Below are 25597 nucleotides of genomic sequence, written 5' to 3' on the forward strand. Positions count from 1 at the left end.
ATCGGCCACGGGGTGGCCGATGTGGCGCGAACAGGTGCGGGGGCGGCGCGGATGGTGGCGGTACCGGGGCAGTACGCGGCGGACGCGGGAGACGCGGCGGCGGGGTGGGACGGCGTGCGGATACCGGGCGTCGAGGGCTTCGCGGCCCGGACCGTGACGGGCTCGCCCAAGGAGGCCGGGAAGGCCCTGCGGCTGCGCGTGCCCCGGGCGGCGCACGCGCGGTTCGAGGCGCCCGCCGGGCGCCCGGACGCCGTGCGCGCGGTGGAGGAGTCCAATGTGGGCCGGGTCGCCGAGCTGACCCCGATACGGGTGGGCCGGATGGCCGCCAACCCCTTCGCCTTCCTGCGCGGGGCGGCCGGACTGATGGCGCACGACCTGTCCGGCGGACCGGTGACCGGGGTGGGCGCGCAGATCTGCGGTGACGCGCACGCGGCCAACTTCGGCCTGTACGGGGACGCCCGCGGCCGGCTCGTCATCGACCTCAACGACTTCGACGAGACCGTCTTCGGCCCCTGGGAATGGGACGTGAAGCGGCTGGCCACCTCCCTGGTGCTGGCCGGGCGCGTGGCGGGCGCCGACGAGGACACCTGCCGGGCGGCGGCGCGGGACGCGGTGGGCGCGTACCGGCGCACCATGCGGCTGCTGGCCAGACTGCCCGCCCTCGACGCGTGGAACGCCATCGCCGACGAGGAGCTGGTCTCCCACACCGACGCCAGGGACCTGCTGGGCACGCTGGAGCGGGTCTCGGAGAAGGCACGGAACAACACCTCCGCCCGGTTCGCGGCCAAGTCGACCGAGATGCTGGCGGACGGAAGCCGGCGCTTCGTGGACGCGCTGCCGGTGCTGCGGCGGGTCGGTGACGGGGAGGCGGCGGCCGTCGCGGCCTCGCTGGGCCCGTACCTGAAGACTTTGCTGGGGGACCGGCTGCCGCTGCTGGCCCGGTACGCGATACACGACGTGGCCTTCCGCGTGGTGGGGACCGGCAGCGTGGGCACCCGCTCGTACGTGGTGCTGCTGCTGGACCACCGGGGCGAGCCGCTGGTGCTCCAGGTGAAGGAGGCCCGCCCCTCGGTGCTGCTGCCGCACCTGCCCGCGCTGGGCTTCCACGCGCCGGCGGAGGAGCACGAGGGCCGCCGGGTGGTGGCCGGGCAGAAGCGGATGCAGGTGGTCTCCGACATCCTGCTGGGCTGGACCACCGTGGAGGGGCGGCCCTTCCAGGTGCGCCAGTTCCGCAACCGCAAGGGCAGCGTGGATCCGGCGGCGCTGGCCGTCGATCAGCTCGACGACTACGGCCGGATGACCGGCGCCCTGCTGGCCCGGGCGCACGCGCACAGCGCCGATCCGCGGCTGCTGGCCGGGTACTGCGGCAAGAACGAGGAGCTGGACGAGGCGGTCGCCGCCTTCGCCGTGGCCTACGCCGACCGGAGCGAGGCCGACCACGCGGACCTGGTGGCGGCGGTGCGGTCGGGGCGGGTCGCGGCGGAGTTCGGCGTCTGAGGGCGGGCGGGGACGGGGGCAGCGTCTGGGGCTGGGGCATGTTTCACGTGAAACATGCCCTCGGGTGGGCCGTAGGCTGGCCGGGTGAGCGAGCAGACCGAACACACCGCCCCCGAAGAGCCCGCCGTCCCCGCTGACGAGCGGCCCGAGGCGCGGCTGGAGCGCGCCGTCCGGGCCGCCGAGCAGGCGCTGATCGAGTTCGAGATCGCGGTGGAGACCTTCCGGGTGGAGGTCGAGAACTTCTCCCGGCTGCACCACCAGAAGCTCGGCCCGATGTACTCGCGGCTCGACGAGCTGGACGCGCTGATCGCGGAGGCGAAGGCGGCCCGCAGCGGCGATCCCGAGGACCTGCGGCGGGCCCAGGAGGCCCGCGCCCTGGTCATGCCGATGCCCGGCGTGGAGGAGCTGTTCCACGACTGGCTGGGCTCGGACGGGATCTCCGACGACGCGGCCGCGATGCTCACCGACCGGTCCGTGCGGCCGCCGCAGCGGGTGCGCCCCACCGAAGAGGTCCGGCGCCTGTACCGGGAGCTGGTCCGCAAGGCCCACCCGGACCTCGCCCAGGACGAGGCCGAGCGGACGCGCCGCGACGCCTTCATCGCCCGGGTCAACTCCGCCTACGGGCGCGGTGAGGAGCGGCTGCTGCGCGAGCTGGCCGAGGAGTGGGAGGCCGGCCCGGCGCCGGAGGAGGCTCCGCCGAGCGAGAGCGAGGAGCTCTACGCCCGGCTGGAGTGGCTGGCCCAGCGCAAGGAGCTGCTCTCGCTGGTGGCCAAGGAGCTGGAGGACAGCGCGATCGGCGCCATGCTGCGGATGGCCCCGGACGACCCGGACCGGCTGCTGGAGGAGATCGCGGAGCAGCTGCTGGCGCAGGTCTCCGAGCGCGAGGCCGAGCTGGCGGGGTACAGCGCCGGCTGAACCCGGCCCGGGCGCGAGTTCGGATACGTTGGCAGACCAGATCCGTGAAGAGAGAAGGCGACAGATATGAACCTCGGACCGCTTCCCTCGGTGGACGCCGGCGCGGTGCCCGCCGAAGGCTTCGTCCTCGACGTCCGTGAGGACGACGAATGGGCGGCCGGGCACGTCGAGGGCGCGCTGCACGTCCCGATGAGCGACTTCGTGGCGCGCTTCGGCGAGGTCACGGAGGCGGTCGCGGACGGCCGTACGGCGTACGTGATGTGCCGGGTGGGCGGCCGTAGCGCGCAGGTCACCCAGTACCTGGTGCGCCAGGGCATCGAGGCCGTCAACGTGGACGGCGGGATGCAGGCGTGGGAGCGCGCCGGGCGCCCGATGGTGACGGACACCGGGAACCCGGCCTTCGTGCTCTAGGCCTAGTCCGCGCTCAGCCGAGGGGGTGGGCGGCCAGCAGGTCGCCCAGTGCCTCCTCGTGCGCGGCGGCCGGGCCGAGCTGGAGTTCCAGCTGTTTGGCCCAGGCGTGGTAGCGGTGCAGCGGGTAGTCGGTGTCGGCGCCGAAGCCGCCGTGCAGGTGCTGTGCCGTCTGCACGACACGGCGTACGCCCTCGGAGGCCCAGATCTTGGCGACGGCGACGTCCCCGGCGCTGGGCAGCGGGCCGCCCGCCCCGCCGGTCGCGGCGTCGAGCCGCCAGGCGGCCTGCCAGAGGGTGGCCTCCATGGCGCGCAGGTCGATGTAGCGGTCGGCGGCCTGCACCGCGACGGCCTGGAAGGTGGCCACGGGGAAGCCGAACTGCTCCCGCTTGCCGGTGTACTGGCTGGTCATCGTGAGGACGGCTTCGCCGAGGCCGAGTGCGAGGGCGCAGGTCCCGGTGGCCAGGAGCTGGTGGAGCCGGTCCCAGGCGCCGGGGGCGTCGATCACATGGGCGGCGGGAACCCGGACCCCGTCCAGGGTGAGTTCGGCGAGCCGCTCGCCGCTGGTGGAGTACTGGTCGGCGAGAGTGAGCCCCGCGGTGGTGCGGGGGAGGAGCGCGAGGACGGCCGCGCCGTCGCCGCCGTGGGCGGGTACGGCGATCCAGTCGCAGCTGTGCGCCCAGGCGACGGAGGTCTGCACCCCGTCCAGGAGCCAGGTGGCGCCCTCGCGGCGTGCGGTGACGGCGAGTTCGGCGGGATCGTGCCCGGTGCGGCCGTGCGCGGCGGCGGTGAGGACGAGCGTGCCGCTTCCGGCGCCGGGCAGCAGGGCGGCGGTCAGCTCGGGGCTGCCGTGGGCCTGTACGGCCATTGCGGTGGCACAGTGCTCCAGGAGCGGCACCCGGGCCAGGACCTTCGCCGCCTCGCGCAGCACCAGGCACAGGGCGATGGTGTCGAGGCCGGCCCCGCCGTGCTGCTCGGCGAGGACGAGGCTCAGCAGGTCGGAGCCGGCGAGCCTGGCCCACAGGGGCCGGTCGAACTCGTCCGCGACGGCCCCGGGCGTGAGCGCGGGGCTGGGGACGCCGTCGGGGGCGACATCGGCGAAGACGGCCCTGGCGGCCTCGACGGCGGCCTGTTGTTCCTCGGTGAAGGTGAAGTCCACTGCCTGTCCTCCTGCGCACCGGCTGACGCCCTTATCTGACGGTGCGTCAAGATAGAGCAGCTTCCGGAAATTGGACAGGCCCCGGACACCCCGGACACCCCAGTACGCCTACCGGTCGAAGTCGATCTCCACTTCCTCCGTAACGGCGTGGGACTGGCAGGCCAGTACGAAGCCGGCCTCGGTCTCCTCCGCCTCCAGCGCGAAGTTGCGGTCCATCCGCACCTCGCCGGACACCACGAACGCCCGGCAGGTGCCGCACACCCCGCCCTTGCAGGCGTACGGGGCATCGGCGCGGTTGCGCAGCACGGCGTCCAGCAGGGACTCGCCGTCCTGGACGGGCCAGGTGCCGGAGCGGCCGTCGAGCCGGGCGGTCACCCGGCCGTGGGCCGGCGCGGAGGCGGCCCGGGCGGGGGCCTGCGGGGCGGTGTCCTCGACGTGGAAGATCTCCTCGTGCACCCGGGTCCGTACGACGCCGAGCGCGGCAAGGGCCCGCTCCGCGCCCTGCACCAGCCCGTACGGGCCGCACAGGAACCAGCCGGTCACCTCGGCGACCGGCAGCAGCGCCGGCAGCAGGGAGACCAGGCGGGCCTCGTCGAGCCGCCCGGACGGCAGCCCGGCCTCCTGCTCCTCGCGGGAGAGCACGGTGACCAGCTGGAAGCGGTCGGGGTAGCGGTCCTTGAGGTCGGCCACCTCCTCGAGGAACATCGTCGAGGCCGCCGTACGGTCGCTGCGGACCAGGCAGAACCGGGCGTCGGGGCGGGCCGCCAGCAGTGAGGCCGCGATCGACAGCACCGGGGTGATGCCGCTGCCGCCGACGACCGCCGCGTAGTGCGCGGCCCGCGGGGCGGCGGCCGGCTCCAGCACGAACCGCCCGGCCGGGACCATCACGTCCAGCACGTCCCCGGCGGCGACCTCCTTGTGCGCGAACGTGGAGAACTCGCCTCCCTCCACCAGCCGCACGCCCACTTGCAGCCGGTCCGGTCCCGGGCCCTCGGGGGCCGGGGCGGGGGAGCAGATCGAGTAGGTGCGGCGGATCTCGGCGCCCTCGGCGGCGCTGCGGCGCAGCGTCAGGTGCTGGCCGGGGGCGTGGCGGTAGTCCTCGCGCAGTTCCTCGGGCACCCGGAGGGTCAGTGCCACCGAGTCGTCGGTGAGCCGGTCGACTGCCGCCACCGTCAGCGGGTGGAACGCGCCGTGGCGGGGTGCGGCCATCTACAGCTCCTTGAAGTGGTCGAACGGTTCGCGGCAGGCGACGCAGCGGCGCAGCGCCTTGCACGCGGTGGAGGAGAACCGGCTGAGCAGTTCGGTGTCGGTCGAGCCGCAGTTCGGGCAGCGGACCGACAGCGTGAGCGGGACCGGCCCGTCCGCGGAGTGCGGGCGGGGCGGGGCGATGCCGAACTCGGCCAGTTTGCGGCGGCCTTCGGCGCTGATGTCGTCGGTGGACCAGGCGGGGGACAGGACCGTGGTGACCCGGACCTCGGGTATGCCGTGGCCGGTCAGGACCCGCTCGATGTCGGCGGACATGGCCTCGATGGCCGGGCAGCCGGTGTAGGTCGGGGTGAGGACCACCTCGGCGTGTCCGTCCTCATGCATCCGCACCCCGCGCAGGACGCCCAGCTCGGCCAGGGTCAGCACGGGCAGCTCGGGGTCGGGGACGGAGCCCGCCAGCTCGGCCAGCTCCGCCTCCAGGCGGGTGGTCCCGGCCCCCGCGCTCACCACGACGCTCCGGGATGACTGCGGTGCAGGTGCTGCATCTCCGCGAGCAGCCGCCCGAACGGTTCCGTGTGCAGGCCCTGCCGGCCGGCTCCGGCGGCCCAGGCGCCCGTACGGGGCCCCTCGGGCAGTGCGAGCCCCGCCCGCTCCAGTACGCCGCCCACGGCGGCCAGCCAGCGCGCCTCCAGGGCCTCCAGGGCGGCCTGGTCGAGGTCCAGGCCCTCGACGGGCAGGAACATCTCCCCGGTGAACTTCCACAGCGCGTCCAGCCCGGCGCGCATCCGGGCCCGGCTCTCCTCGGTGCCGTCGCCGAGCCGCAGCGTCCACTGCTCGGCGTGGTCCCGGTGGTAGGCGGTCTCCTTCACGGCCTTGGCCGCGAGCGGGGCGAACGGGCCGTCCCCGGCGGCCAGCACCGTGTACAGCTCGTGCTGGTAGAAGGAGAAGTAGAGCTGCCGGGCGATGGTGTGGGCGAAGTCGCCGTTGGGCTGCTCGACCAGCTGGAGGTTGCGGAAGGAGCGCTCCTCGCGCAGGAAGGCCAGCTCGTCCTCGTCGCCCGCCAGGGACAGCAGGACGCGGGCCTGTCCGAGCAGGTCGAGGGCGATGTTGGCCAGGGCGACCTCCTCCTCCAGGACGGGGGCGTGGCCCGCCCACTCGCCGAGGCGGTGGGAGAGGATCAGCGCGTCGTCGCCGAGGGCCAGGGCGGCCGCGGTCCGGGTTTCGGTCATGGCGTTCACAGGTGGCGCACCCCCTCGGGGATCTCGTAGAAGGTGGGGTGCCGGTAGGGCTTGTCGGCGGACGGGGCGAAGAACGGGTCCCGCTCGTCCGGCGAGGAGGCGGTGATCTCCGTGGAGGGCACCACCCAGATCGAGATGCCTTCGTTCCGCCGCGTGTAGAGGTCCCGGGCGTTGCGCAGGGCCATCTCCGCGTCGGGGGCGTGCAGGCTTCCCGCGTGCGTGTGCGAGAGGCCGCGGCGCGAGCGCACGAACACCTCCCACAGGGGCCAGTTCTGCGTCATGCCTGTACCTCTCGTCCGGTGCTGGTGTGCTTCGCGGCGTAGGCGGAGGCGGCCTCGCGGACCCAGGCGCCTTCCTCGTGCGCCGTGCGCCGCTGGCTGATCCGCTGTTCGTTGCAGGGGCCGTTGCCCTTGAGGACGTCCCAGAACTCGGCCCAGTCGATGGCGCCGAAGTCGTGGTGGCCGCGCTCCTCGTTCCACTTCAGGTCCGGGTCGGGCAGGGTCAGGCCCAGCGACTCGGCCTGCGGGACGGCGATGTCGACGAAGCGCTGGCGCAGCTCGTCATTGGAGTGGCGCTTGATCCGCCAGGCCATGGACTGCGCCGAGTGCGCCGACTCGTCGTCCGGCGGGCCGAACATCATCAGGGAGGGCCACCACCAGCGGTCGACGGCGTCCTGCGCCATCGCGTGCTGGGCCTCGGTGCCCTGCGAGAGGGCGAGGAGCAGCTCGTACCCCTGGCGCTGGTGGAAGGACTCCTCCTTGCAGATCCGGACCATGGCGCGGGCGTAGGGGCCGTAGGAGCAGCGGCAGATCGGCACCTGGTTGGTGATCGCCGCGCCGTCCACGAGCCAGCCGATGGCGCCGACGTCCGCCCAGGTCAGGGTGGGGTAGTTGAAGATCGAGGAGTACTTCTGCTTGCCCGAGTGGAGCTTGTCGAGCAGCTCGTCGCGGCTGGTGCCGAGGGTCTCGGCGGCGCTGTAGAGGTACAGGCCGTGGCCCGCCTCGTCCTGCACCTTGGCCATCAGGATCGCCTTGCGGCGCAGCGAGGGCGCGCGGGTGATCCAGTTGGCCTCGGGCTGCATGCCGATGATCTCGGAGTGGGCGTGCTGGGCCATCTGCCGGACCAGGGACGCGCGGTACTCCTCGGGCATCCAGTCCCGCGGCTCCACGCGCTCGTCCGCCGCCACGGCGGCGTCGAAGTCCGCGCGGAGCTGCGCGCCGAGGTCCGCGGACTGCCCGTCCACCGCGCCGTCCACCGTGCCTGACGTGCCCGTTTCCGGGGTCACTGCGACCATCCCGGTCCCCTGTCAGAGTATGCCGTCCGCCCGACCGACCGATCGTTCGGTTCATCCTCTTCAATGGTGAGACGGCGGCCCGTAGGGTGTCAACCTCTGTGGGCAACCCTGTGGACGCAGGATGATCGGGGCGGGATGGATTCGAACGAGCGCGAGCCTGCGGAAGGAGCCCTTCCGCAAGCTGTCCGGGCGCCCGGGATAGCGGGCCTGTCCGCCCCGTACCGGGTCCTCGCGGCCCTCGTCCTGGCGGCGTTGGCCGTCGGTGCCTGCCTGCACCTGGGGCTGGTCTTCCTGCACGTCGCGCCCGCCAACACGGTGAGCAGGCAGCACGCGCGGCTCGTCGACGGCTGGGTCTATCCCGAATTCGAACAGAACTGGAAGCTCTTCGCGCCCAACCCGCTCCAGCAGAACATCGCCGTCGAGGTCCGCGCCCAGGTCCGCACCGCCGGCGGCGAGCTCGTCACCCGCGACTGGCGCGACCTGTCCGCCGAGGACGGCGCGGCGATCCGGCACAGCCTGCTGCCGAGCCACACCGAGCAGAACGAGCTCCGCCGGGCCTGGGACTTCTTCACCGGCTCCCACGACGAGGACAACAAGGCCGACGGCGAGCGCGGGGAGCTGTCCGAGGAGTACCTCAAGCGGATCGCCGTGGCCCGGCTGGCCGCCGACCGGCGCGACGGCGAGCGGCCCGACGGGGAGCGGATCGTCCGGATCCAGCTGCGCTCGGCGACCCGGTCCGTGGCCGCGCCCGCCTGGAGCGAGGAGAAGACCGACACCCAGACGTACTACCGGGAGCTGCCGTGGTGGACCGTGTGAGACGGGCGTCGGCGCAGGCGCTCGCGCAGGTCACCGGGCAGGCGCTGGGCGCGTACCAGAGCGCCGTCGTCCGGATCGGCTTCGCCGGGACCTGGCTGTTCTTCCTGCTGCGGGAGTTCCCCAACCGGCACGAGCTGTACGGGCCCGACGGGCCGTGGAGCTGGCGGCTGGCGGAGCGGCTGATCGCCTCCAACGACGCCTTCACGGTGCTCATGTGGTCGGACTCGACGCTCTGGTTCGAGACCGTGTACGCCGTCTGCCTGCTCGCGAGCGCCCTGCTGGTGCTGGGCTGGCGCACCCGGGCGATGTCGGTCCTCTTCATGGTCGGGGTGCTGTCGCTGCAGAACCGCAGCGTGTTCATGGGCGACGGCGGGGACAACGTCATCCACCTGATGGCGCTCTACCTGGTGCTGACCCGCTGCGCGCGGGTGTGGTCGCTGGACGCGCGCCGGGCGCGGCTGCGGGGCTCGGCCTCGGCGGGGGCGGCGGGGCCGCTGCTGTGGGGGGTCCTGGGCGCGGTGTTCGCGTACGGGGCGGCGAGCGGGCACCTCGGGACCGGCTGGACGGTGGCCTTCGCGGCGCTGTGGGCGGGTACGGCGCTGTGGTGGACGGCCGACCGGTACGAACCGGAGGGCGAGCGGCGGGCCACCCTCGACGTGCTCGCGAACCTGCTGCACAACGCCGGGATGCTGGTGATCATGGCGGAGGTGTGCCTGATCTACGCGACCGCCGGCTGGTACAAGATCCAGGGCTCGCGGTGGCAGGACGGCACCGCGCTGTACTACCCCCTGCGGCTGGACTACTTCGCCCCGTGGCCGGCGCTGTCGGAGCTGCTGGCGGGCAGCGGGCTGCTGGTGATGCTGCTGACGTACGGGACGGTGGCGGTGCAGGTGGCCTTCCCGTTCACGCTGTTCAACCGGCGGGTCAAGAACGTGCTGCTGGCGGTGATGATGCTGGAGCACGCGGGGATCGCGGTGCTGCTGGGGCTGCCGTTCTTTTCGCTGGCGATGATTGCCGCCGATGCGGTGTTCCTGCCGACGGGGTTGCTGGTGTGGGTGGGGGTGCGGGTTGCCGCCCTGCGGTTCTTCCGGGTGCGGGATCCGCGGGGCCTTCCGGCCGCTGAGCCGGCGGCGGTCCCGCGCTGACGTGGGCCGCGCCTGGTGCGGGTGCGGGTGGGTGTCGGTGCCGCTGCGCGGGGCCGTCCCCGACCCGCCCTTCCACCGTTCCTCCCCCAGCTACCGCTGGGAGGTGCCCCCAGGGGCTCCGCCCCAGACCCCGCGCCTCAAACGCCGGCGGCGCTGGGTTTGGCTGAGGCCGCCGGCGAGGCTGGGTTGGGGTGCGGCCGTGCGGGGCCGGGCGCCGGGCGTCGTAGGGTCGGGGCATGAGTGAGCAGCAGGGGGCCCGTGAGGTTGAGCGGTGGTGGCGGGAGTGTGCTGGGCGGGGTGACGTGGTGCTCCTCGACGGGTTCCACGCGCTGAAGCACGCCCTGCGCTTCGGCGCCGAGGTGCTGGCGGTCGTCGCCGACGAGCCCGGCGCCGTACGGGAACTGGCCGACGGGCTGGCTCCGGACGTGGCCCCCGAGGTGGCCCGGCTCGTGCGGCGGGCCCCGCTGAAGGAGCTGCTGCCCCGCGTGCACCCCACCGGGGTCGCCGCGCTCGCCGTACGCCCGGGGCGGGAGGCCGGACGGGCCGCGCTGGCGCGGATGCCGCGGCCCGCCCCCATCGTGCTGCTCGACAACCCCCGCAACCTCGGCAACGTCGGGGCCGTGGTCCGCCTCGCCGCCGGCTTCGGGGCCACCGGCGTGGTGACCCGCGGCGACCTCGACCCCTGGCACCCCAACGTGGTCCGCGCCGGGGCCGGGCTGCACTACGCCACCACCGTGGACCGGCTGGAGCTGGCGGAGCTGCCGCCCGGCCCGGTGTACGCGCTCGACCCGGAGGGCGAGGACATCCGCGCCCTCACCCTCCCGGACGACGCCCTGCTCGCCTTCGGCTCGGAACGCCACGGCATCTCGCCCGAGCTGCGGGCCCGCGCCGACCACCTGGTCTCACTGCCGATGCGTCCGCAGGTCTCCAGTTACAACCTGGCCACCAGCGTGGCCATGACCCTCTTCCACTGGGGCGGCCCCGCCGCGCAGTGACAGCAGCGCGCCGAGCCCGCCCGCGAGCAGGATCGCCGCCGCCGCGCCGAGGGTGGTCCCGTCCGGGTGGACCAGCGGCTGCCCGCGCAGGGCCTGCCAGGTCAGCAGCCCCAACACCGCCGCGTAGCCCCCGCCCGCCACCAGCGTCAGCCGCAGCCGCACCCGCTCGTCGCGCAGCCGGACCGAGCGGGTGGCGAGGGCGGCGAGCGCCAGTACCAGCAGCGGCAGCAGCTGGAGGGCGTGCATGCCGATGAAGTGCGGTACGCGCAGGTCGCCGCCGGTGGTGGACCAGCCGGTCAGCGGCATGGCGGGGCCGCCGTCGGGGACGCCCACGCTGTGCCCGCCGACCACCGGCGCGTCGTCGACGGCCGCCGCGCGCTGCTCGGCGGTGGGCTGGGTCATCAGGAAGCCCAGGCCCGCCCCGGCGAGGGCGAGCACGGTGGCGATCCGGATCGACCAGGTGGTGGCCCGGTCGGCGATCCGGGCGCGGAAGAGCAGGACGGCGACGACCAGGGTGGCCACCCACAGCACCACCACGGTGACGGCCATGGTCTGGTACAGCCGCGCGTCGAAGGGCGTCGCGTTGTTGAAGTGGCTGCGCGCGCCGCGCACCACCTGGGTCGTGATCAGCAGCATCTCCACCGCGCTCGCGGCGGCCACGACGGTGCCCGCCCACCAGGCCGGCCGGCGCAGCCGCGGCCGGGCCCGGCCGAGCAGGGAGATCATCCAGGCGAGGCTGAGCGAGTAGCCGACGAAGGAGACCGAGAACTTCAGCGGCTTGGCCCAGATCGGCGCGCCCACCAGGACGCGGTCGTCGACCAGCAGCCCGACGGCGCAGCCGGCGGCCCACACCACCATCACCGCCGCGAACACCACCAACGGCCGGTGCCACGAACGGAGCGCAGTCCAGTACATCCGTACCCCCCAAGACGACGGAGACCATATGGATAGTGGCACTTGCCGCTATCTGATAGTGCCACTATCTATGATGGGTGGTGGGGTGGGCAAGTGGCAGTGAAGCGAAGAAGGACGGAACGCACGGTGCGCATTGGTGAGCTGAGCAGTCGGACCGGGGTCCCGGTACCGACGATCAAGTACTACGTCCGGGAGGGACTGCTCTCTCCCGGGGAGCTGACCAGCCCCAACCAGGCCAGCTACGGCGAGCGGCACGAGCGCCGGCTGCGGCTGATCCGCGCGCTGCTGGAGGTGGGCGGGCTGTCGGTGGCCGCCATCGGCGAGGTGCTCGCGGTCATGGACGACACGGGGCGGTCGGTGCACAAGGTGCTGGGCGCGGCGGCGCAGCGGCTGGTGCCGGTGTACTCCGGGGCGCCGGACGCGGACACGGAGCTGGCCCGGGCCAGGGTGGCGCGGCTGATCGAGGAGCGCGGCTGGCGCGTGGCCCCCGGGGACAAGGCCGTGGAGGCGCTGGTGGCGGCGCTGGCCTCGCTCACGCGGGTGGGCCAGGGCTCCTTCGCCGATGTGCTCGACGAGTACGCCGGGGCGGCCGAGCGGGTGGCCCGGGCGGATCTGGAGAACACCGCGCGCGGGGTGGAGCGGGAGGACCTCGTGGAGACGGTCGTCGTCGGGACCGTCCTCGGCGACGCCATGTTCGCGGCGCTGCGACGGATGGCCCAGGTGGACGCCTCCTCCCGGATCTTCCCGCAGGAGTAGGCGGCTCCACCCGGCGGCCGCCGCCCCGGCGAAAAGCGGGGGCGGCGGCCGGGCCGGGCCGTTGGGCCGGCGGTCAGGCCAGGGGTCAGACCGGTGGTCAGGCCTGGCGGCGGACCTCCACCACCCGGAAGCGGTTCGAGACGAACGCCCCGTCGCACAGCGCGGCGTTCGCCGCCGGGTTGCCGCCGGAGCCGTGGAAGTCGGAGAAGGCCGCAGTCTGGTTGACGTAGACCCCGCCCGTCAGGTTCAGCGACAGCTGCGCCGACTCCTCCAGGCAGACCTCTTCGAGGGCCCGCTCGGTGTCCGCGGAGGTGGTGTACGCGCCCACCGTCATCGCGCCCTTCTCCCGCACCGTACGGCGCAGCAGGTCGAGGGCGTCCGCCGTGGAGTCCACCGCCACCGCGAAGGAGACCGGGCCGAAGCACTCCGAGAGGTAGGGCGCGTCCGGGTCCGGCTTGCCGGCGTCCAGCTTCACGATCACCGGGGTGCGCACGACCGCGTCCGGGAACTCGGGGTTCGTCACCTCACGGGAGGCCAGCGCGACCTCGCCGAGACCGGCCGCCGCCTCCAGCCGGGCCTTGACGCCCGGGTTGACCAGCGCGCCCAGCAGGGCGTTGGCGCGGGCGTCGTCGCCGAGCAGGCCGCCGACCGAGGCCGCGAGGTCGGCGACGACCTCGTCGTACGACTTGTGGCCGGCGTCCGTCCCGATGCCCTCGCGGGGGATCAGCAGGTTCTGCGGGGTGGTGCACATCTGGCCGCTGTACAGGGACAGCGAGAACGCCAGGTTGGACAGCATCCCCTTGTAGTCGGAGGTCGAGTCGAGGACGACGGTGTTGACGCCCGCCTTCTCCGTGTAGACCTGGGCCTGCCGGGCGTTGGCCTCCAGCCAGTCCCCGAACTCGGTCGACCCGGTGTAGTCGATGAGCTTGATCTCGGGGCGGACGGCCAGGGTCTTGGCGATGCCCTCGCCCGGACGCTCGACGGCGAGGGCCACCAGGTTCGGGTCGAAGCCCGCCTCGGCCAGGACCTCGCGGGCCACCTTCACCGTCAGCGCCAGCGGGAGGACGGCGCGCGGGTGCGGCTTGACCAGGACGGCGTTGCCGGTGGCGAGGGAGGCGAACAGGCCGGGGTAGCCGTTCCAGGTGGGGAAGGTGTTGCAGCCGATCATCAGGGCGATGCCGCGCGGCACGGCCGTGAAGGTCTTGCCGAGCTCCAGCGGGTCCCGCTTGCCCTGCGGCTTCGACCAGGCGGCCTGCCCGGGCACGCGGGTCTGCTCCTCGTACGCGTAGGCCACCGCCTCCAGGCCGCGGTCCTGCGCGTGGGGCCCGCCCGCCTGGAAGGCCATCATGAAGGCCTGGCCGCTGGTGTGCATGACCGCGTGCGCGAACTCGTGCGTCCGCGCGCCGATCCGGGCCAGGATCTCGATGCAGACCAGGGCGCGGACCTCGGGCCCGGCGTCCCGCCAGGCGCCCATGCCGGCCCGCATCGCGGGCAGCAGCACCTCCGGGTCCACATGCGGGTACTCCACGCCCAGCTCCGGGCCGTACGGGGAGACCTCGCCGCCCGTCCAGCCGTCGGTGCCGGGCTGGCCGAGGTCGAAGCGGGTGCCGCGCACGGCCTCGAAGGCGGCGAGCCCGTCGGCCGGGGCGCTCTCCCCGTAGGCCTTGGGGTGCTCGGGATGCGGGGACCAGTAGGCGCGGCTGCGAATGGCATCCAGCGCCTGGTCCAGGGTGGTCCGGTGCTTCTCGGTCAGCTGGGGGACGGTGAGCTCGGCGGCCATCAGGGACCAACTCCTCGTTGAGCCGGGCAGGATCAGGCTGGTTCGCAGACTGGGATCGATGCGGGGGCGGGTGAAGAAGAGCAGACTGGAGTTAGAGTAACCGAACGATCGGTCGGTACAAGAGGGCCCGGCAGACCTGTGGACAACCCGGTGCGGGAGGATCAGGACATGACAGCAATCGAGCGGGCTCGCACTGTGGCGGTCATCGGCGCCGGAACCATGGGCCAGGGCATCGCCCAGGTCGCTCTCCTCGCAGGTCACCCCGTACGCATCCACGACGCCGTGCCCGGGCGGGCCCGGGAGGCCGTTCAGGCCGTGGCGGGCCGGGTGGAGCGGCTCGTGGCCAAGGGCCGGCTGGACCGGGCCGAGGCCGACGACGCCGTGCGCCGCATCGATGCCGTCGAGACCCTGACCGGGCTCGCTCCCGCCGCCCTGGTGATCGAGGCGATCGTCGAGGACGTCACCGTCAAGCGCGAGCTGTTCGCGGCCCTCGAAGGAGTGGTTTCGCCGGACGCGCTGCTGGCGACCAACACCTCCTCCCTCTCCGTCACCGAGCTGGCCGCCGGCCTCGAGCACCCCGGACGCTTCCTCGGCCTGCACTTCTTCAACCCGGCCCCGCTGCTCCCGCTCGTCGAGGTGGTCAGCGGCCACGCGACCGACCCGGCCGCCGCCGAGCGCGCCTACGGCACGGTCCTGGGCTGGGGGAAGACGCCGGTGCGCTGCGCCGACACCCCCGGCTTCATCGTCAACCGGATCGCCCGCCCCTTCTACGCGGAGGCCTTCGCGGTCTACGAGGAGCAGGGCGCCGACCCCGCGACCATCGACGCCGTCCTGCGCGAGAGCGGCGGCTTCAGGATGGGCCCCTTCGAGCTGACCGACCTGATCGGCCAGGACGTCAACGAGGCCGTCACCCGCTCCGTCTGGGACTCCTTCTTCCGGAGCCCCAAGTTCACCCCCTCGCTCGCCCAGCGCCGGCTGGTCCAGTCGGGCCGCCTCGGCCGCAAGTCCGGGCACGGCTGGTTCTCCTACGGCGAGGACGCGCAGGCACCCGCCCCGCACACCGCCGGCCCCGAGGAGGCCCCGGCCAAGGTCACCGTCGTCGGCGACCTCGGTCCGGCCGCCGGGCTGGTGGACCTGCTGGAGGAGGCCGGGATCGCGGTCACGGCCACCGAGCACGGGGGGCCGTACATCCAGCTGCCCGGCGAGGGCCAGCTGGTGCTCGCGGACGGCAAGACCTCGGTCGAGTTCGCCGACGTCGTCTACTTCGACCTCGCGCTGGACTACCGCGACGCCACCCGGATCGCGCTGTCCGTCAGCGAGGACACCAGCGAGCGGACCCTCGCCGAGGCCGTCGGGCTCTTCCAGAAGCTCGGCAAGAAGGTCTCCGTCATCGGGGACGTCCCCGGCATGATCGTCGCCCGGACCGTCGCCATGCTGATCGACCTCACCGCCGACGCGGTGGCGCGCGGGGCGGCCTCCGCCGAGGACGTCGACACCGCGATGCGGCTCGGCGTCAACTACCCGCTGGGCCCGGCCGAATGGCACGACCGGCTCGGCCGGGACTGGGCGTACGACCTGCTGCACCACCTGGACGAGCGCTGTCCGGGCGGGCGTTACGCGCCCTCGCTGGCGCTGTTCAAGCTGGGCTACGCGGCCGGTGAGGACGACGAGGCGGAGGAGACCGAATGACCACGGTCAGGCGGGACACCTACACCCCGGAGACGCTCCTGTCCGTAGCCGTCCAGGTCTTCAACGAGCGCGGCTACGACGGCACCTCGATGGAGCACTTGTCCAAGGCGGCCGGCATCTCCAAGTCCTCGATCTACCACCACGTCGCGGGCAAGGAGGAGCTGCTGCACCGGGCCGTCAGCCGCGCCCTCGACGGCCTCTTCGCGGTCCTGGAGGAGCCCGGCGCGGTACGGGGCCGCGCGGTCACGCGCGTCGAGTACGTCACGCGGCGCACGGTCGAGGTGCTGGTCGCGGAGCTGCCGTACGTCACCCTCCTGCTGCGGGTGCGCGGCAACACCCGCACCGAGCGCTGGGCGCTGGAGCGCCGCCGCGAGTTCGACCACCAGGTCGCGGAACTCCTCAAGGCCGCCGCCGACGAGGGGGACCTGCGCGCCGACGTGGACATCCGGCTGGCCACCCGACTGCTCTTCGGCATGGTCAACTCCCTGGTCGAGTGGTACCGCCCGCACCCGGGCACCACCCCCGACCAGCTCGCGGACGCCGTGGTCAGCATGGCCCTGGACGGCCTGCGCACCGTCCGCTAGGCCCCCCCGCTGCCTATTTCGCCGTCGGCCCCGCTGCTTCCTCCTCCGTGAGGGCCGGGCCGCCGGCGGGGCCCGGGTCGAGAAGATCCGTTTCCTCGAACACCAGCAGCGTCCGCGTGGACAGCACCTCCGGGATGGCCTGGAGGCGGGTCAGGACCAGCTCGCGCAGGGTCCGGTTGTCCGGGGTGTGGACCAGCAGCAGTACGTCGAAATCCCCGCTGACCAGCGCGATGTGCGCGGCCCCCGGCAGCTCGCGCAACTGCTCGCGCACCGTCCGCCAGGAGTTCTGGACGATCTTCAGGGTGATGTACGCGGACGCGCCCTGGCCCGCGCGCTCGTGGTTGACCCGGGCCGTGAACCCGCGGATCACCCCGTCGTCGATCAGCCGGTTGATCCGGGCGTAGGCATTGGCCCGGGAGACGTGCACCTGCTCCGCCACCGACCGTATCGACGCGCGGCCGTCCGCCTGGAGCAACCGCATGATCGAACGGTCTATGGGGTCCAGGGGGCGGGGCGGGACCTGTGGGCCCGAGGGTGCGCCCCCCGGTGGGACCGGTACGGAACCCGCTCCGGCCATTTGTTCATCCGCCATTGCCCACTGCCTCCCTCTCCTGGACGTCCTGCACCCATCCCAGGGCCCCAGCGTCACTTTGTCCACAGCCTGGAGCCGCCTGTAGCCAAATTGCGCCAACGACCGAACAATCGGTAGGTGAGGCGCCTCACACTCCCCCAGCTACCGCTGGGGGTGCCCCCAGGGGTGTCCAGTCGACTTCCCACGAGGAGGTGTACGCCGCCATGACGGTCCAAGAGCTGCCCGGTGCCGGTGCGTCCCACCGTGTCACCCCGCCGCCCGCCTGGAGGCCCCGTACGGAGGCCGCCCCGCTGCTTCCGGACCCCGAGCCCTACCGGGTGCTGGGCACTCCGGCGGCCGAGGGGCTCGACCCCGCGCTGATGCGCCGGTACTACGCCGAGCTCGTCCGGGGGCGCCGCTACAACGCGCAGGCCACCGCGCTGACCCGGCAGGGCCGTCTCGCCGTGTACCCCTCCACCGTCGGGCAGGAGGCCGCCGAGATCGCGGCCGCGCTGGTCCTGGAGGAGCAGGACTGGCTCTTCCCGAGCTACCGCGACACCCTCGCGGCCGTGGCCCGCGGGCTGGACCCCGTACAGGCGCTGACGCTGCTGCGCGGCGACTGGCACACCGGGTACGACCCCCGCGAGCACCGGATAGCCCCCCTGTGCACCCCGCTCGCCACCCAGCTGCCGCACGCGGTGGGCCTGGCGCACGCCGCCCGCCTGCGCGGCGACGAGGTCGTCGCGCTCGCCATGGTCGGCGACGGCGGCACCAGCGAGGGCGACTTCCACGAGGCGCTGAACTTCGCGGCCGTCTGGCAGGCCCCCGTGGTCTTCCTGGTCCAGAACAACGGCTTCGCGATTTCCGTCCCGCTCGCCAAGCAGACCGCCGCGCCGACGCTGGCCCACAAGGCCGTCGGCTACGGAATGCCCGGCCGGCTGGTCGACGGCAACGACGTCGCCGCCATGCACGAGGTCCTCACCGAGGCCGTGAAGCGTGCGCGCTCGGGCGGCGGACCGACCCTGATCGAGGCCGTCACCTACCGGATGGAGGCCCACACGAACGCCGACGACGCCACCCGCTACCGGTCCGACGCCGAGGTCGAGGCCTGGAAGGCGCACGACCCGGTGGACCTGCTGGAGCGCGAGCTGACCGCCCGCGGGATCCTGGACGCGGCGGGCAAGCAGGAGGCGCGCGACGCGGCCGAGGCGATGGCCGCGGACCTGCGCGAGCGGATGAACGCCGACCCCGTGGTGGAGCCGATGGACCTCTTCGCGCACGTCTACGCGGAGCAGACCGGACGACTGCGCGAGCAGGCCGCCCTGCTGCGCGCCGAGCTGGAAGCGGAGGACGCGTGATGACGACGGTCGCTGTGAAGCCCGCGACGATGGCGCAGGCGCTCACCCGTGCCATGCGCGACGCGATGGCGGAGGACCCCACCGTCCACGTGATGGGCGAGGACGTCGGGGCACTCGGCGGGGTCTTCCGGATCACGGACGGCCTCGCGAAGGAGTTCGGCGAGGACCGCGTCACGGACACCCCGCTCGCGGAGGCCGGGATCCTGGGCGCCGCGGTCGGCATGGCCATGTACGGGCTGCGGCCGGTCGTGGAGATGCAGTTCGACGCGTTCGCCTACCCGGCCTTCGAGCAGCTCATCTCGCACGTGGCGAAGATGCGCAACCGCACGCGCGGCGCGATGCCCCTGCCGATCACCATCCGGGTGCCCTACGGCGGCGGCATCGGCGGCGTCGAGCACCACTGCGACTCCTCCGAGGCGTACTACACGGCCACGCCCGGGCTCACCGTCGTGACCCCGGCGACGGTCGAGGACGCGTACGGGCTGCTGCGCGAGTCGATCGCGAGCGACGACCCGGTGGTCTTCCTGGAGCCGAAGCGGCTCTACTGGTCGAAGGCGCAGTGGTCGCCCGAGGCGCCCACGGCCGTCCCGGGCATCGGGAAGGCGCTGGTCCGGCAGGCCGGTACGAGCGCCACCCTGATCACCTACGGCCCCTCGCTGCCGGTCTGCCTGGAGGCGGCCGAGGCGGCCCGCGAGGAGGGCTGGGACCTGGAGGTCGTCGACCTGCGCTCGCTCGTCCCCTTCGACGAGGAGACCGTCGTGGCCTCCGTACGCCGGACCGGGCGCGCGGTGGTGGTCCACGAGGCCGGCGGCTTCGGCGGGCCGGGGGCGGAGATCGCCGCCCGCGTGATGGAGCGCTGCTTCCACCACCTGGAGGCGCCGGTGCTGCGCGTGACGGGCTTCGACATCCCGTACCCGCCCCCGATGCTGGAGAAGTACCACCTGCCCGGTGTGGAACGGATCCTGGACGCCGTGGCCCGCCTGCAGTGGGAGAACTGATGCCGCAGGTATTCGAGTTCAAGCTGCCCGACCTCGGCGAGGGCCTGACCGAGGCCGAGATCGTGCGCTGGCTGGTGGCGGTGGGCGACGTCGTCGCCATCGACCAGCCGGTCGTCGAGGTCGAGACGGCCAAGGCGATGGTGGAGGTGCCCTGCCCGTACGGCGGGGTGGTCACCGCCCGGTTCGGCGAGGAGGGCGAGGAGCTGCCGGTCGGCGCCCCGCTGATCACCGTGGCCGTGGGTGCGGAGTCGGCGCCCGCCGGGTCCGCGGTGGCCGAGGCGGATGCCGAAGGCTCCGGCAACGCACCCCGGCCGCTGATCGGTTACGGCTCGGACCACTCACGCCCGGCGCGTCGGCGGCGGGTGCGACCCGTCACCGCCGCGGTGTCGGCGCCCGTCGCGGCCCCGGCCCCGGCCGCTCCCGTTCTCGTTCCCGCGGCTCCCGTGGCTCCTGCCGGGCCGGTTCCCGTCATCTCGCCGCTCGTGCGCAAGCTGGCCCGGGACAACGGGGTCGACCTGCGGGCGCTGCGCGGATCCGGGCCGGAGGGCCTCATCCTGCGGGCCGACGTGGAGGCGGCGCTGCGGGCCCCCGAGCCGGTGGCCGCTGTGCCGGTGCCGGTGTCGGCGGGCGAGCGGATCCCGCTCAAGGGGCTGCGGGGGGCCGTGGCGGAGAAGCTCTCGCGCAGCCGCCGGGAGATCCCCGAGGCCACCTGCTGGGTCGACGCGGACGCCACCGAGCTGATGGCGGCGCGGGCCGCGATGAACGCCGTGGACGGCCCGAAGATCTCGGTGCTCGCGCTGCTGGCCCGGATCTGCACGGCCGCGCTCGCCCGCTACCCGGAGCTCAACTCCACGGTGGACCTCGCGGCCAACGAGATCGTCCGGCTCCCTGCCGTGCACCTCGGCTTCGCCGCGCAGACCGAGCGCGGGCTGATGGTCCCGGTGGTCCGGGACGCCCAGACGCGCAGCCCCGAGTCCCTGTCGGCGGAGTTCGCCCGGCTGACCGAGCTGGCCCGGGCGGGCAAGCTGGCGCCCTCCGACCTCACCGGCGGGACCTTCACCCTGAACAACTACGGGGTGTTCGGGGTGGACGGCTCCACGCCGATCATCAACCACCCCGAGGCGGCGATGCTCGGCGTGGGCCGGATCATCGACAAGCCGTGGGTCCACCAGGGCGAGCTGGCGGTCCGCAAGGTCGTCCAGCTGTCGCTGACCTTCGACCACCGCGTCTGCGACGGCGGCGCGGCGGGCGGCTTCCTGCGGTACGTGGCCGACTGCGTGGAATCCCCGGCGGTCCTCCTGCGCGGCCTGTAGCCGGCGCGGGCGCCGCCGCCCGTCAGGGCAGCGGCGGTGGGGTCCAGGCCGCGTGGCGGAGGATGGCGCGGACGGTGACCCCGGAGGGGGCCAGCCGCAGCGCCGTGCTGCGGGCGGCCACCGCGAGCGGGTGCGCCAGGCGGTGGCCCAGGCGCCCCGCCCGGCGCGCCGCCCGGGCCACCGCCTCGGCGCGCCGCCGGCGCACGGCGTCGTAGCGGGCCAGCGCCGCCTCCACCGAGGGCCCGGCGGCCAGTTCCGCCGCCAGCACCACCGCGTCCTCCAGGGCCTGGCAGGCCCGCTGCCCCAGATTCGGGGTCATGGCGTGCGCGGTGTCCCCGAGCAGCGCCACCCGCCCGACGGCGTACGAGGGCAGCGGGGCCACCAGCTCGTGGACGTCGTGGTGCAGGACGTCCTCGGGCCGGGTCGCGGCCAGGAGTTCGGGGACGGGCCGGTGCCACCCCCCGAAGCGGCGCTTGAGCAGGGACAGGGGTCCGCGGGCCGGATCCCGGCCGGGGCCGACCGGCACCGAGGTCCCCAGGGAAGCCCTGGAGGGGCTCGTCGCGGCGGCACTCCGGTGACGGCCGATACGCTCCCCGGCCCGCCAGGCCGCCAGGCCGCCAGGCCGCCAGGCCGCCAGGCCGCCAGGCCGTCAGACCGTCAGACCGTCAGCAGGAGCTTGCCCACGTGGGTGCTGGCCTCCATGACCCGGTGGGCCCGCGCCACTTCGGCGATCGGGTACGTCGCGTGGACCACGGGGCGGATCCGGCCGGCGGCGACCAGCGGCCACACGTGCTCCCGTACGGCCGCGATGATGGCCGCCTTCTCCTCCAGCGGGCGGGTCCGCAGCGTGGTCGCCGTGATCGCCGCCCGCTTGGTGAGCAGGGTGCGCAGGTCCAGCTCGGCCTTCACGCCGCCCTGGAGGCCGATCACCGCGAGCCGGCCGTTCATGGCCAGCGCGTCCAGGTTCCGCGCCAGGTACTTCGCGCCCATGATGTCCAGGATGACGTCCGCCCCGGCCCCGCCCGTCGCGGACCGCAGCTCCTCCACGAAGTCCTGCTCGCGGTAGTCGACCAGGATGTCCGCGCCCAACTCCGCGCAGCGCGCCAGCTTCTCCTTGCCGCCCGCCGTCACCGCCACCCGCGCCCCGACGGCCTTGCCCAGCTGGATCGCCATGGTGCCGATGCCGCTGGAACCGCCGTGCACCAGCAGGGTCTCGCCCGGACGCAGCCCCGCGACCATGAACACGTTGGACCACACCGTCGCGACCACCTCCGGCAGTGCGGCCGCCGCCACCAGGTCCACGCCCTGCGGCACCGGCAGCAGCTGGCCCGCCGGGACGGCCACCCGCTCGGCGTAACCGCCACCGGACAGCAGCGCGCACACCTCGTCGCCCACCGCCCAGCCGGACACCCCCGGCCCCAGCGTGACGATGCGCCCGGAACATTCCAGGCCGGGATAAGGGGAGGCGCCGGGCGGGGGATCGTAGAACCCCTGCCGCTGGAGGACGTCGGCGCGGTTCACGGCGCTCGCCGCGACCTCGACGAGCACCTCCCCCTCGCCCGCCACCGGATCGGGTACCTCGGCCCAGACCAGGGCCTCGGGGCCGCCGGGCTGCTCGATCGTGATCGCATGCATGGCCCGGAATCTACCGGCCCTACTCCGACGGGCCCAGGGTGACCTGAGGGCCCGTCGGCGGGGCGGCCCGGACGATGGTGATCAGGCGGTCCGTCAGCTGGAGCGGACTCGCGTGCGGGTCGTCGTACGGAAGCAGCCGGTGCCCGCGCAGGACGCTGACGACGAGGTCCCCGGTCTCCCGGACACCGCGGCCCACCTCCGACTTGTTGACGGGCCGTTCGATCAGGTCCAGGCCGCTGCCCTGCTGGATCAGGTCCTCCATCACGGTGCCCGCGCTCGGGCTGAGCACCGACAGGCCCAGCAGCCGTCCCGCCGCGCTCGCGCTCGTGATGACCGCGTCCGCGCCGGACTGCTTCAGCAGCGGCGCGTTCTCCTCCTCGCGGACCGCGGCCACGATCTTCGCGCCCCGGTTGAGCTGCCGGGCCGTCAGTGTCACCAGGACGGCGGTGTCGTCCCGCTGGGTCGCGATCACGATCTGACGGGCCTTCTGGAGCTCGGCCCGCAGCAGGACGTCCGAGCGGGTGGCGTCGCCGACGACCCCGGTGAAACCCTCCGCGGTGGCCATGTCGATCACCTTGGCGCTGGGGTCCACGATGACGACCTGCTCCTTCTGGAGGCCGGTCGCCAGCAGCGTCTGCAGGGCCGAGCGGCCCTTGGTGCCGAAGCCGACGACGACCGTGTGCTCACGCAAGTTCTTCCTCCAGCGGTTCAGCCGCCACTCTTCTCGGGTGCGTTCGGTCAGGACTTCCAGGGTGGTCCCGACCAGGATGATCAGGAACAGCACGCGCAGCGGGGTGATCAGCAGGATGTTGACCAGCCGCGCGCTGTCGCTGTACGGGACGATGTCGCCGTAGCCCGTGGTCGACAGGGACACGGTCGCGTAGTAGACGCAGTCGAGGAAGTCGACCTTCTCGTTGGCGTTGTCGTGGTAGCCCTCGCGGTCGAGCCACACGATCAGCACCGTCAGGCACAGCACGAACAAGGCCATCAGCAGCCGCCGGCTCACCTGCCGCAGCGGCTTCTCGACCACGCGCTTGGGGAGTTTGACGCGGCGTGCGACGAGTTTCTCCTCGGCGCCCCGCGCCATGGCGTCCTGGCCGTGCAGTTTCACGTGAAACATCCCCCCGAGGCCCAGGGCAGGTCGAGGATCTCCAGCTCCTGCCCGGATCGCGCGCCGTGCGGCGGTACGACGGCCAGCGCATCGGCGGCGGCCACCCCGCGCAGCATCGCCGGACCGCTGTAGCGCAGCGGTACGGCGTGTTCGTCGGTCAGCAGCACCGGCACCAGCCGGGTGTCGTACGGGTGCCCGGCCACGTCGCCCTCCACCGGCACCGTGTAGCGGGGGCGCTGGCGGCGGCCGGCGAGGGCACGCAGCAGCGGCTCGGCGAGGGTCAGCAGCCCGGACACGGCGGCGAGGGGGTTGCCGGGCAGGCCGACCAGGTGGCGCCCTTCCTCCCGGTCGCCGAGGCGGGCCAGCAGCATCGGATGCCCGGGGCGCACGGCGACCCCGTCCACGAGCAGTTCGGCCCCGGCGCGCCGCAGTACGGGGTGGACGTGGTCGACGGGGCCGGAGGCGGTGCCGCCGGTGGTGACGACCACGTCGGCGGTGGAGCCGGTGACCGCCTCGAACAGGGCCTCGGCGCCGGCCGGGTCGTCGCCGAGCCGGCGCGTACCGGTGACCTCGGCGCCGAGCCGGGTGATCCAGGGGCCGAGCATGGGGCTGAGGGCGTCCCGGATCAGGCCGTCGTGCGGGCGGCCCTCGGTGAGCAGTTCGTCGCCGAGGACCAGGATCTCCACGCGGGGCCGGGGCCGGGTGACCAGCTCGTCGTACCCGGCGGCCGCGGCGAGGCCGAGCACGGCCGGGGTGACGAGGGAGCCGACGGGCAGCAGCAGGTCGCCCGAGCGGCACTCCTGGCCGCGCGGGCGGATGTCCTGACCGGTGTTCACGGGCCGGGCGGGGTGCAGCTGGGTGCCGGACTCGCGGGCGTGCTCGCTGCGGATCACGGCGGTGGTGTCGGCGGGGACCCGGGCGCCGGTGGCGATCCGTACGGCCTCGCCGTCGGCGAGCGGCGCGGGCGGTTCGTCCCCGGCCAGGATCCCGTCGCCGGGGCGGACGCGCCAGGGGCCGGGGCCGGCGACGGCCCAGCCGTCCATGGCCGAGGTGTCGAAGGAGGGCAGGTCGCTGAGGGCTTCGAGGGGTGCGGTCAGCACCTCGCCGAGCGCCTCCGCGAGGGGTACCCGGTGGGTGCGGCCCCGCACGGCCGTACCGGCCCGTGCGGCGCTCTCGCGGGCGCGCAGCCAGGTGGCGGCGCGGTGGCCGCCGGCGCCGCCGGTGTCGCCGGTGTCGGGGGTGCGGCTGACCAGGGCGAGGGCCTCGTCCAGGGCGCCGTCGGCGTCGGTACGGGTCATCCGGAGCCGGTCTCCTCGGGGTGTGGGGGCTGGGCCTCCGCGGCCCAGCGCAGTGCCAGGTCGGCGGCCTTGCGGGAGGCTTCGGCGACGGCCTGGGCGGGGTCGGCGCCGGCGGCCTCGGCGCGGGCGGCCGCGTAGCCGACGAGGAAGGTCGTCAGCGGAGCCGCCGGCCGGGCGACCCCGTGGGCGGCGTCACGGGCGAGGTCGAGCAGGGCCGGGATGTCGACGGCGACGTCGTCGATCCCGAGCTCGGTCTTGGCAGCGGTGATCCATTGCTCCAGCACGTTCCCATGCTCCCTGATCCGGGCGCGGGCCGCTGCCAGGTCCTCCCAGGTGTCGCAGTCGAAGGAGGCGAGTGGCGCAGCGGTGACCCTGGTGAGGTCCAGCTCGGCGGTGAGCGCGCGCAGCGGGAGCCCGTGGAGGGTGCCGTGCTCGGTGGCGAGCAGGGCGATCTCGCGGCGCAGGGGCTCCGCGCGGTAGGCGGCGACGAGGGGCTGGTCGCGGCCCTCGGGGTCCCGGAGCAGGGCCCCGTCGCCGGGGCCGTCGGCGGCCGCCCGGACGAGGGCGCGGACGGTGTCGTGGTCCAGGAAGGGCAGATCGGCGGAGAGTACGAGGACCAGCGCGGCGGTGGTCTGGCGGACCCCGGCGTCCAGCGCGGCCACGGGGCCGCCGCCGGGCGGGTCCTCGCGGGTCCAGCGGACCGGCCGCGCCGTTGCCCTGCGGGCGCCGACCACGACCGTCTCGGCGGCGTCGGGGCAGGCCGCCAGGACTCGGTCGAGGAGGGTGCGGGCGCCGACGCGGAGGGTGGGCTTGTCGGCACCACCGAGGCGGCGGGCGGCTCCGCCGGCGAGGACGATGGCGTCGTAGCTCATGCCCCGAGTATGCGGGGCCCATGTCGCGGCCCGCTGCCCCCACT

General features: G+C 73.9%; 25 protein-coding genes and 1 pseudogene. 12 read left to right on the forward strand and 14 right to left on the reverse strand.

The annotated features are described in order from the left end of the window. The first annotated feature begins 51 nt into the window (after positions 1–51). From OOK34_RS12290 to OOK34_RS12300, 3 genes are all read left to right on the forward strand, one after another. Positions 52–1497 (forward strand): DUF2252 domain-containing protein, encoded by a 1446-nt coding sequence (locus tag OOK34_RS12290; protein WP_267036714.1) that lies wholly within the window; start codon positions 52–54, stop codon positions 1495–1497. Positions 1498–1581: 84 nt separating this feature from the next. Continuing rightward, entirely contained in the window at positions 1582–2412 is an 831-nt protein-coding gene (locus OOK34_RS12295) for a J domain-containing protein (RefSeq protein WP_267033886.1), read from the forward strand. A gap of 66 nt (positions 2413–2478) precedes the next feature. After that, positions 2479–2823, forward strand: coding sequence for a rhodanese-like domain-containing protein (locus OOK34_RS12300; RefSeq protein ID WP_267033887.1), 345 nt, complete (start codon positions 2479–2481; stop codon positions 2821–2823). Positions 2824–2836: 13 nt separating this feature from the next. Here the strand turns inward: OOK34_RS12300 and OOK34_RS12305 are convergent, their stop codons facing one another. The 6 genes from OOK34_RS12305 to paaA form a co-directional block, all read right to left on the reverse strand. Continuing rightward, positions 2837–3979 carry an acyl-CoA dehydrogenase family protein gene (locus OOK34_RS12305; protein WP_267033888.1) on the reverse strand — a complete coding sequence of 381 codons (1143 nt, stop codon included), beginning with the start codon at positions 3977–3979 and terminating at the stop codon, positions 2837–2839. A gap of 108 nt (positions 3980–4087) precedes the next feature. Continuing rightward, a complete protein-coding gene (locus tag OOK34_RS12310; protein WP_267033889.1) occupies positions 4088–5188 on the reverse strand; it encodes a 2Fe-2S iron-sulfur cluster-binding protein in 1101 nt (366 codons plus the stop codon). Then, the gene (paaD, locus tag OOK34_RS12315) at positions 5189–5695 is read right to left on the reverse strand and encodes a 1,2-phenylacetyl-CoA epoxidase subunit PaaD (protein WP_267033890.1); all 507 of its coding nucleotides are present in this window, start codon (positions 5693–5695) and stop codon (positions 5189–5191) included. Next, positions 5689–6414, reverse strand: a complete 726-nt coding sequence (paaC, locus tag OOK34_RS12320) for a 1,2-phenylacetyl-CoA epoxidase subunit PaaC (protein ID WP_267036715.1) — start codon at positions 6412–6414, stop codon at positions 5689–5691. Before paaC ends, paaD begins: the two co-directional genes overlap by 7 nt. A gap of 5 nt (positions 6415–6419) precedes the next feature. Continuing rightward, complete coding sequence (paaB, locus tag OOK34_RS12325) at positions 6420–6704, reverse strand: 1,2-phenylacetyl-CoA epoxidase subunit PaaB (protein WP_267033891.1); 285 nt, start codon at positions 6702–6704, stop codon at positions 6420–6422. Continuing rightward, a complete protein-coding gene (gene paaA, locus OOK34_RS12330; RefSeq protein WP_267033892.1) occupies positions 6701–7717 on the reverse strand; it encodes a 1,2-phenylacetyl-CoA epoxidase subunit PaaA in 1017 nt (338 codons plus the stop codon). The genes paaB and paaA overlap by 4 nt, the downstream gene beginning before the upstream one ends. Before the next feature lie 135 nt (positions 7718–7852). Between paaA and OOK34_RS12335 the strand changes: the two genes are divergently transcribed. The 3 genes from OOK34_RS12335 to OOK34_RS12345 all read left to right on the forward strand — a co-directional run bounded on the left by OOK34_RS12335 (position 7853) and on the right by OOK34_RS12345 (position 10673). Further along, on the forward strand, positions 7853–8533 hold the full coding sequence (locus OOK34_RS12335; protein ID WP_267033893.1) for a DUF5819 family protein: 681 nt from the start codon (positions 7853–7855) through the stop codon (positions 8531–8533). Beyond that, complete coding sequence (locus OOK34_RS12340) at positions 8530–9678, forward strand: HTTM domain-containing protein (RefSeq protein WP_267036716.1); 1149 nt, start codon at positions 8530–8532, stop codon at positions 9676–9678. The genes OOK34_RS12335 and OOK34_RS12340 overlap by 4 nt, the downstream gene beginning before the upstream one ends. A gap of 236 nt (positions 9679–9914) precedes the next feature. Continuing rightward, positions 9915–10673, forward strand: coding sequence for an RNA methyltransferase (locus tag OOK34_RS12345; RefSeq protein ID WP_267033894.1), 759 nt, complete (start codon positions 9915–9917; stop codon positions 10671–10673). Here OOK34_RS12345 and OOK34_RS12350 read toward each other — a convergent pair. Then, positions 10581–11531 carry a hypothetical protein gene (locus OOK34_RS12350; RefSeq protein WP_267036717.1) on the reverse strand — a complete coding sequence of 317 codons (951 nt, stop codon included), beginning with the start codon at positions 11529–11531 and terminating at the stop codon, positions 10581–10583. The genes OOK34_RS12345 and OOK34_RS12350 overlap by 93 nt on opposite strands. A 183-nt stretch (positions 11532–11714) precedes the next feature. Between OOK34_RS12350 and OOK34_RS12355 the strand changes: the two genes are divergently transcribed. Next, positions 11715–12344, forward strand: a complete 630-nt coding sequence (locus OOK34_RS12355; RefSeq protein WP_267033895.1) for a MerR family transcriptional regulator — start codon at positions 11715–11717, stop codon at positions 12342–12344. A 97-nt stretch (positions 12345–12441) separates the two neighbouring features. On the opposite strand, the gene paaN is transcribed toward OOK34_RS12355, so the two are convergent. Next, positions 12442–14124 (reverse strand): phenylacetic acid degradation protein PaaN, encoded by a 1683-nt coding sequence (paaN, locus tag OOK34_RS12360; RefSeq protein WP_267033896.1) that lies wholly within the window; start codon positions 14122–14124, stop codon positions 12442–12444. A gap of 168 nt (positions 14125–14292) precedes the next feature. On the opposite strand from paaN, the gene OOK34_RS12365 reads away from it, so the two are divergent. After that, positions 14293–15813: a 3-hydroxyacyl-CoA dehydrogenase gene (locus OOK34_RS12365; protein WP_267033897.1), complete on the forward strand. Its 1521-nt coding sequence runs from the start codon at positions 14293–14295 to the stop codon at positions 15811–15813. After that, a complete protein-coding gene (locus OOK34_RS12370; protein ID WP_267033898.1) occupies positions 15810–16397 on the forward strand; it encodes a TetR/AcrR family transcriptional regulator in 588 nt (195 codons plus the stop codon). Before OOK34_RS12365 ends, OOK34_RS12370 begins: the two co-directional genes overlap by 4 nt. Positions 16398–16410: 13 nt before the next feature. Here the strand turns inward: OOK34_RS12370 and OOK34_RS12375 are convergent, their stop codons facing one another. Beyond that, positions 16411–16974, reverse strand: a complete 564-nt coding sequence (locus OOK34_RS12375) for an Lrp/AsnC family transcriptional regulator (protein ID WP_267036718.1) — start codon at positions 16972–16974, stop codon at positions 16411–16413. A gap of 218 nt (positions 16975–17192) precedes the next feature. Here OOK34_RS12375 and pdhA point away from each other — a divergent pair, with 218 nt between their 5' ends. Genes pdhA through OOK34_RS12390 form a run of 3 tightly spaced genes read left to right on the forward strand, consistent with a single transcriptional unit; the run spans position 17193 to position 20637 of the window. Beyond that, positions 17193–18326, forward strand: a complete 1134-nt coding sequence (gene pdhA, locus OOK34_RS12380; RefSeq protein ID WP_267033899.1) for a pyruvate dehydrogenase (acetyl-transferring) E1 component subunit alpha — start codon at positions 17193–17195, stop codon at positions 18324–18326. Next, positions 18326–19324, forward strand: a complete 999-nt coding sequence (locus OOK34_RS12385; RefSeq protein WP_267033900.1) for an alpha-ketoacid dehydrogenase subunit beta — start codon at positions 18326–18328, stop codon at positions 19322–19324. The genes pdhA and OOK34_RS12385 overlap by 1 nt, the downstream gene beginning before the upstream one ends. Then, positions 19324–20637: a dihydrolipoamide acetyltransferase family protein gene (locus OOK34_RS12390; protein WP_267033901.1), complete on the forward strand. Its 1314-nt coding sequence runs from the start codon at positions 19324–19326 to the stop codon at positions 20635–20637. Before OOK34_RS12385 ends, OOK34_RS12390 begins: the two co-directional genes overlap by 1 nt. Positions 20638–20659: 22 nt before the next feature. Here the strand turns inward: OOK34_RS12390 and OOK34_RS12395 are convergent. From OOK34_RS12395 to OOK34_RS12415, 5 genes and pseudogenes are all read right to left on the reverse strand, one after another. Then, positions 20660–21127 (reverse strand): annotated as a pseudogene (locus OOK34_RS12395) (FAD-dependent monooxygenase); the annotation flags it as partial. 167 nt (positions 21128–21294) lie between these two features. Then, positions 21295–22272, reverse strand: a complete 978-nt coding sequence (locus tag OOK34_RS12400; protein ID WP_267033902.1) for an NAD(P)H-quinone oxidoreductase — start codon at positions 22270–22272, stop codon at positions 21295–21297. Positions 22273–22291: 19 nt separating this feature from the next. Continuing rightward, positions 22292–23392, reverse strand: coding sequence for a TrkA family potassium uptake protein (locus OOK34_RS12405; RefSeq protein ID WP_267033903.1), 1101 nt, complete (start codon positions 23390–23392; stop codon positions 22292–22294). Beyond that, positions 23380–24681, reverse strand: a complete 1302-nt coding sequence (locus OOK34_RS12410) for a molybdopterin molybdotransferase MoeA (protein WP_267033904.1) — start codon at positions 24679–24681, stop codon at positions 23380–23382. The genes OOK34_RS12405 and OOK34_RS12410 overlap by 13 nt, the downstream gene beginning before the upstream one ends. Further along, positions 24678–25553, reverse strand: a complete 876-nt coding sequence (locus tag OOK34_RS12415; protein ID WP_267033905.1) for an NTP transferase domain-containing protein — start codon at positions 25551–25553, stop codon at positions 24678–24680. The genes OOK34_RS12410 and OOK34_RS12415 overlap by 4 nt, the downstream gene beginning before the upstream one ends. Between the last annotated feature and the right edge of the window lie 44 nt (positions 25554–25597).

This window comes from Streptomyces sp. NBC_00091, from assembly GCF_026343185.1.
Taxonomy (GTDB): Bacteria; Actinomycetota; Actinomycetes; order Streptomycetales; family Streptomycetaceae; genus Streptomyces.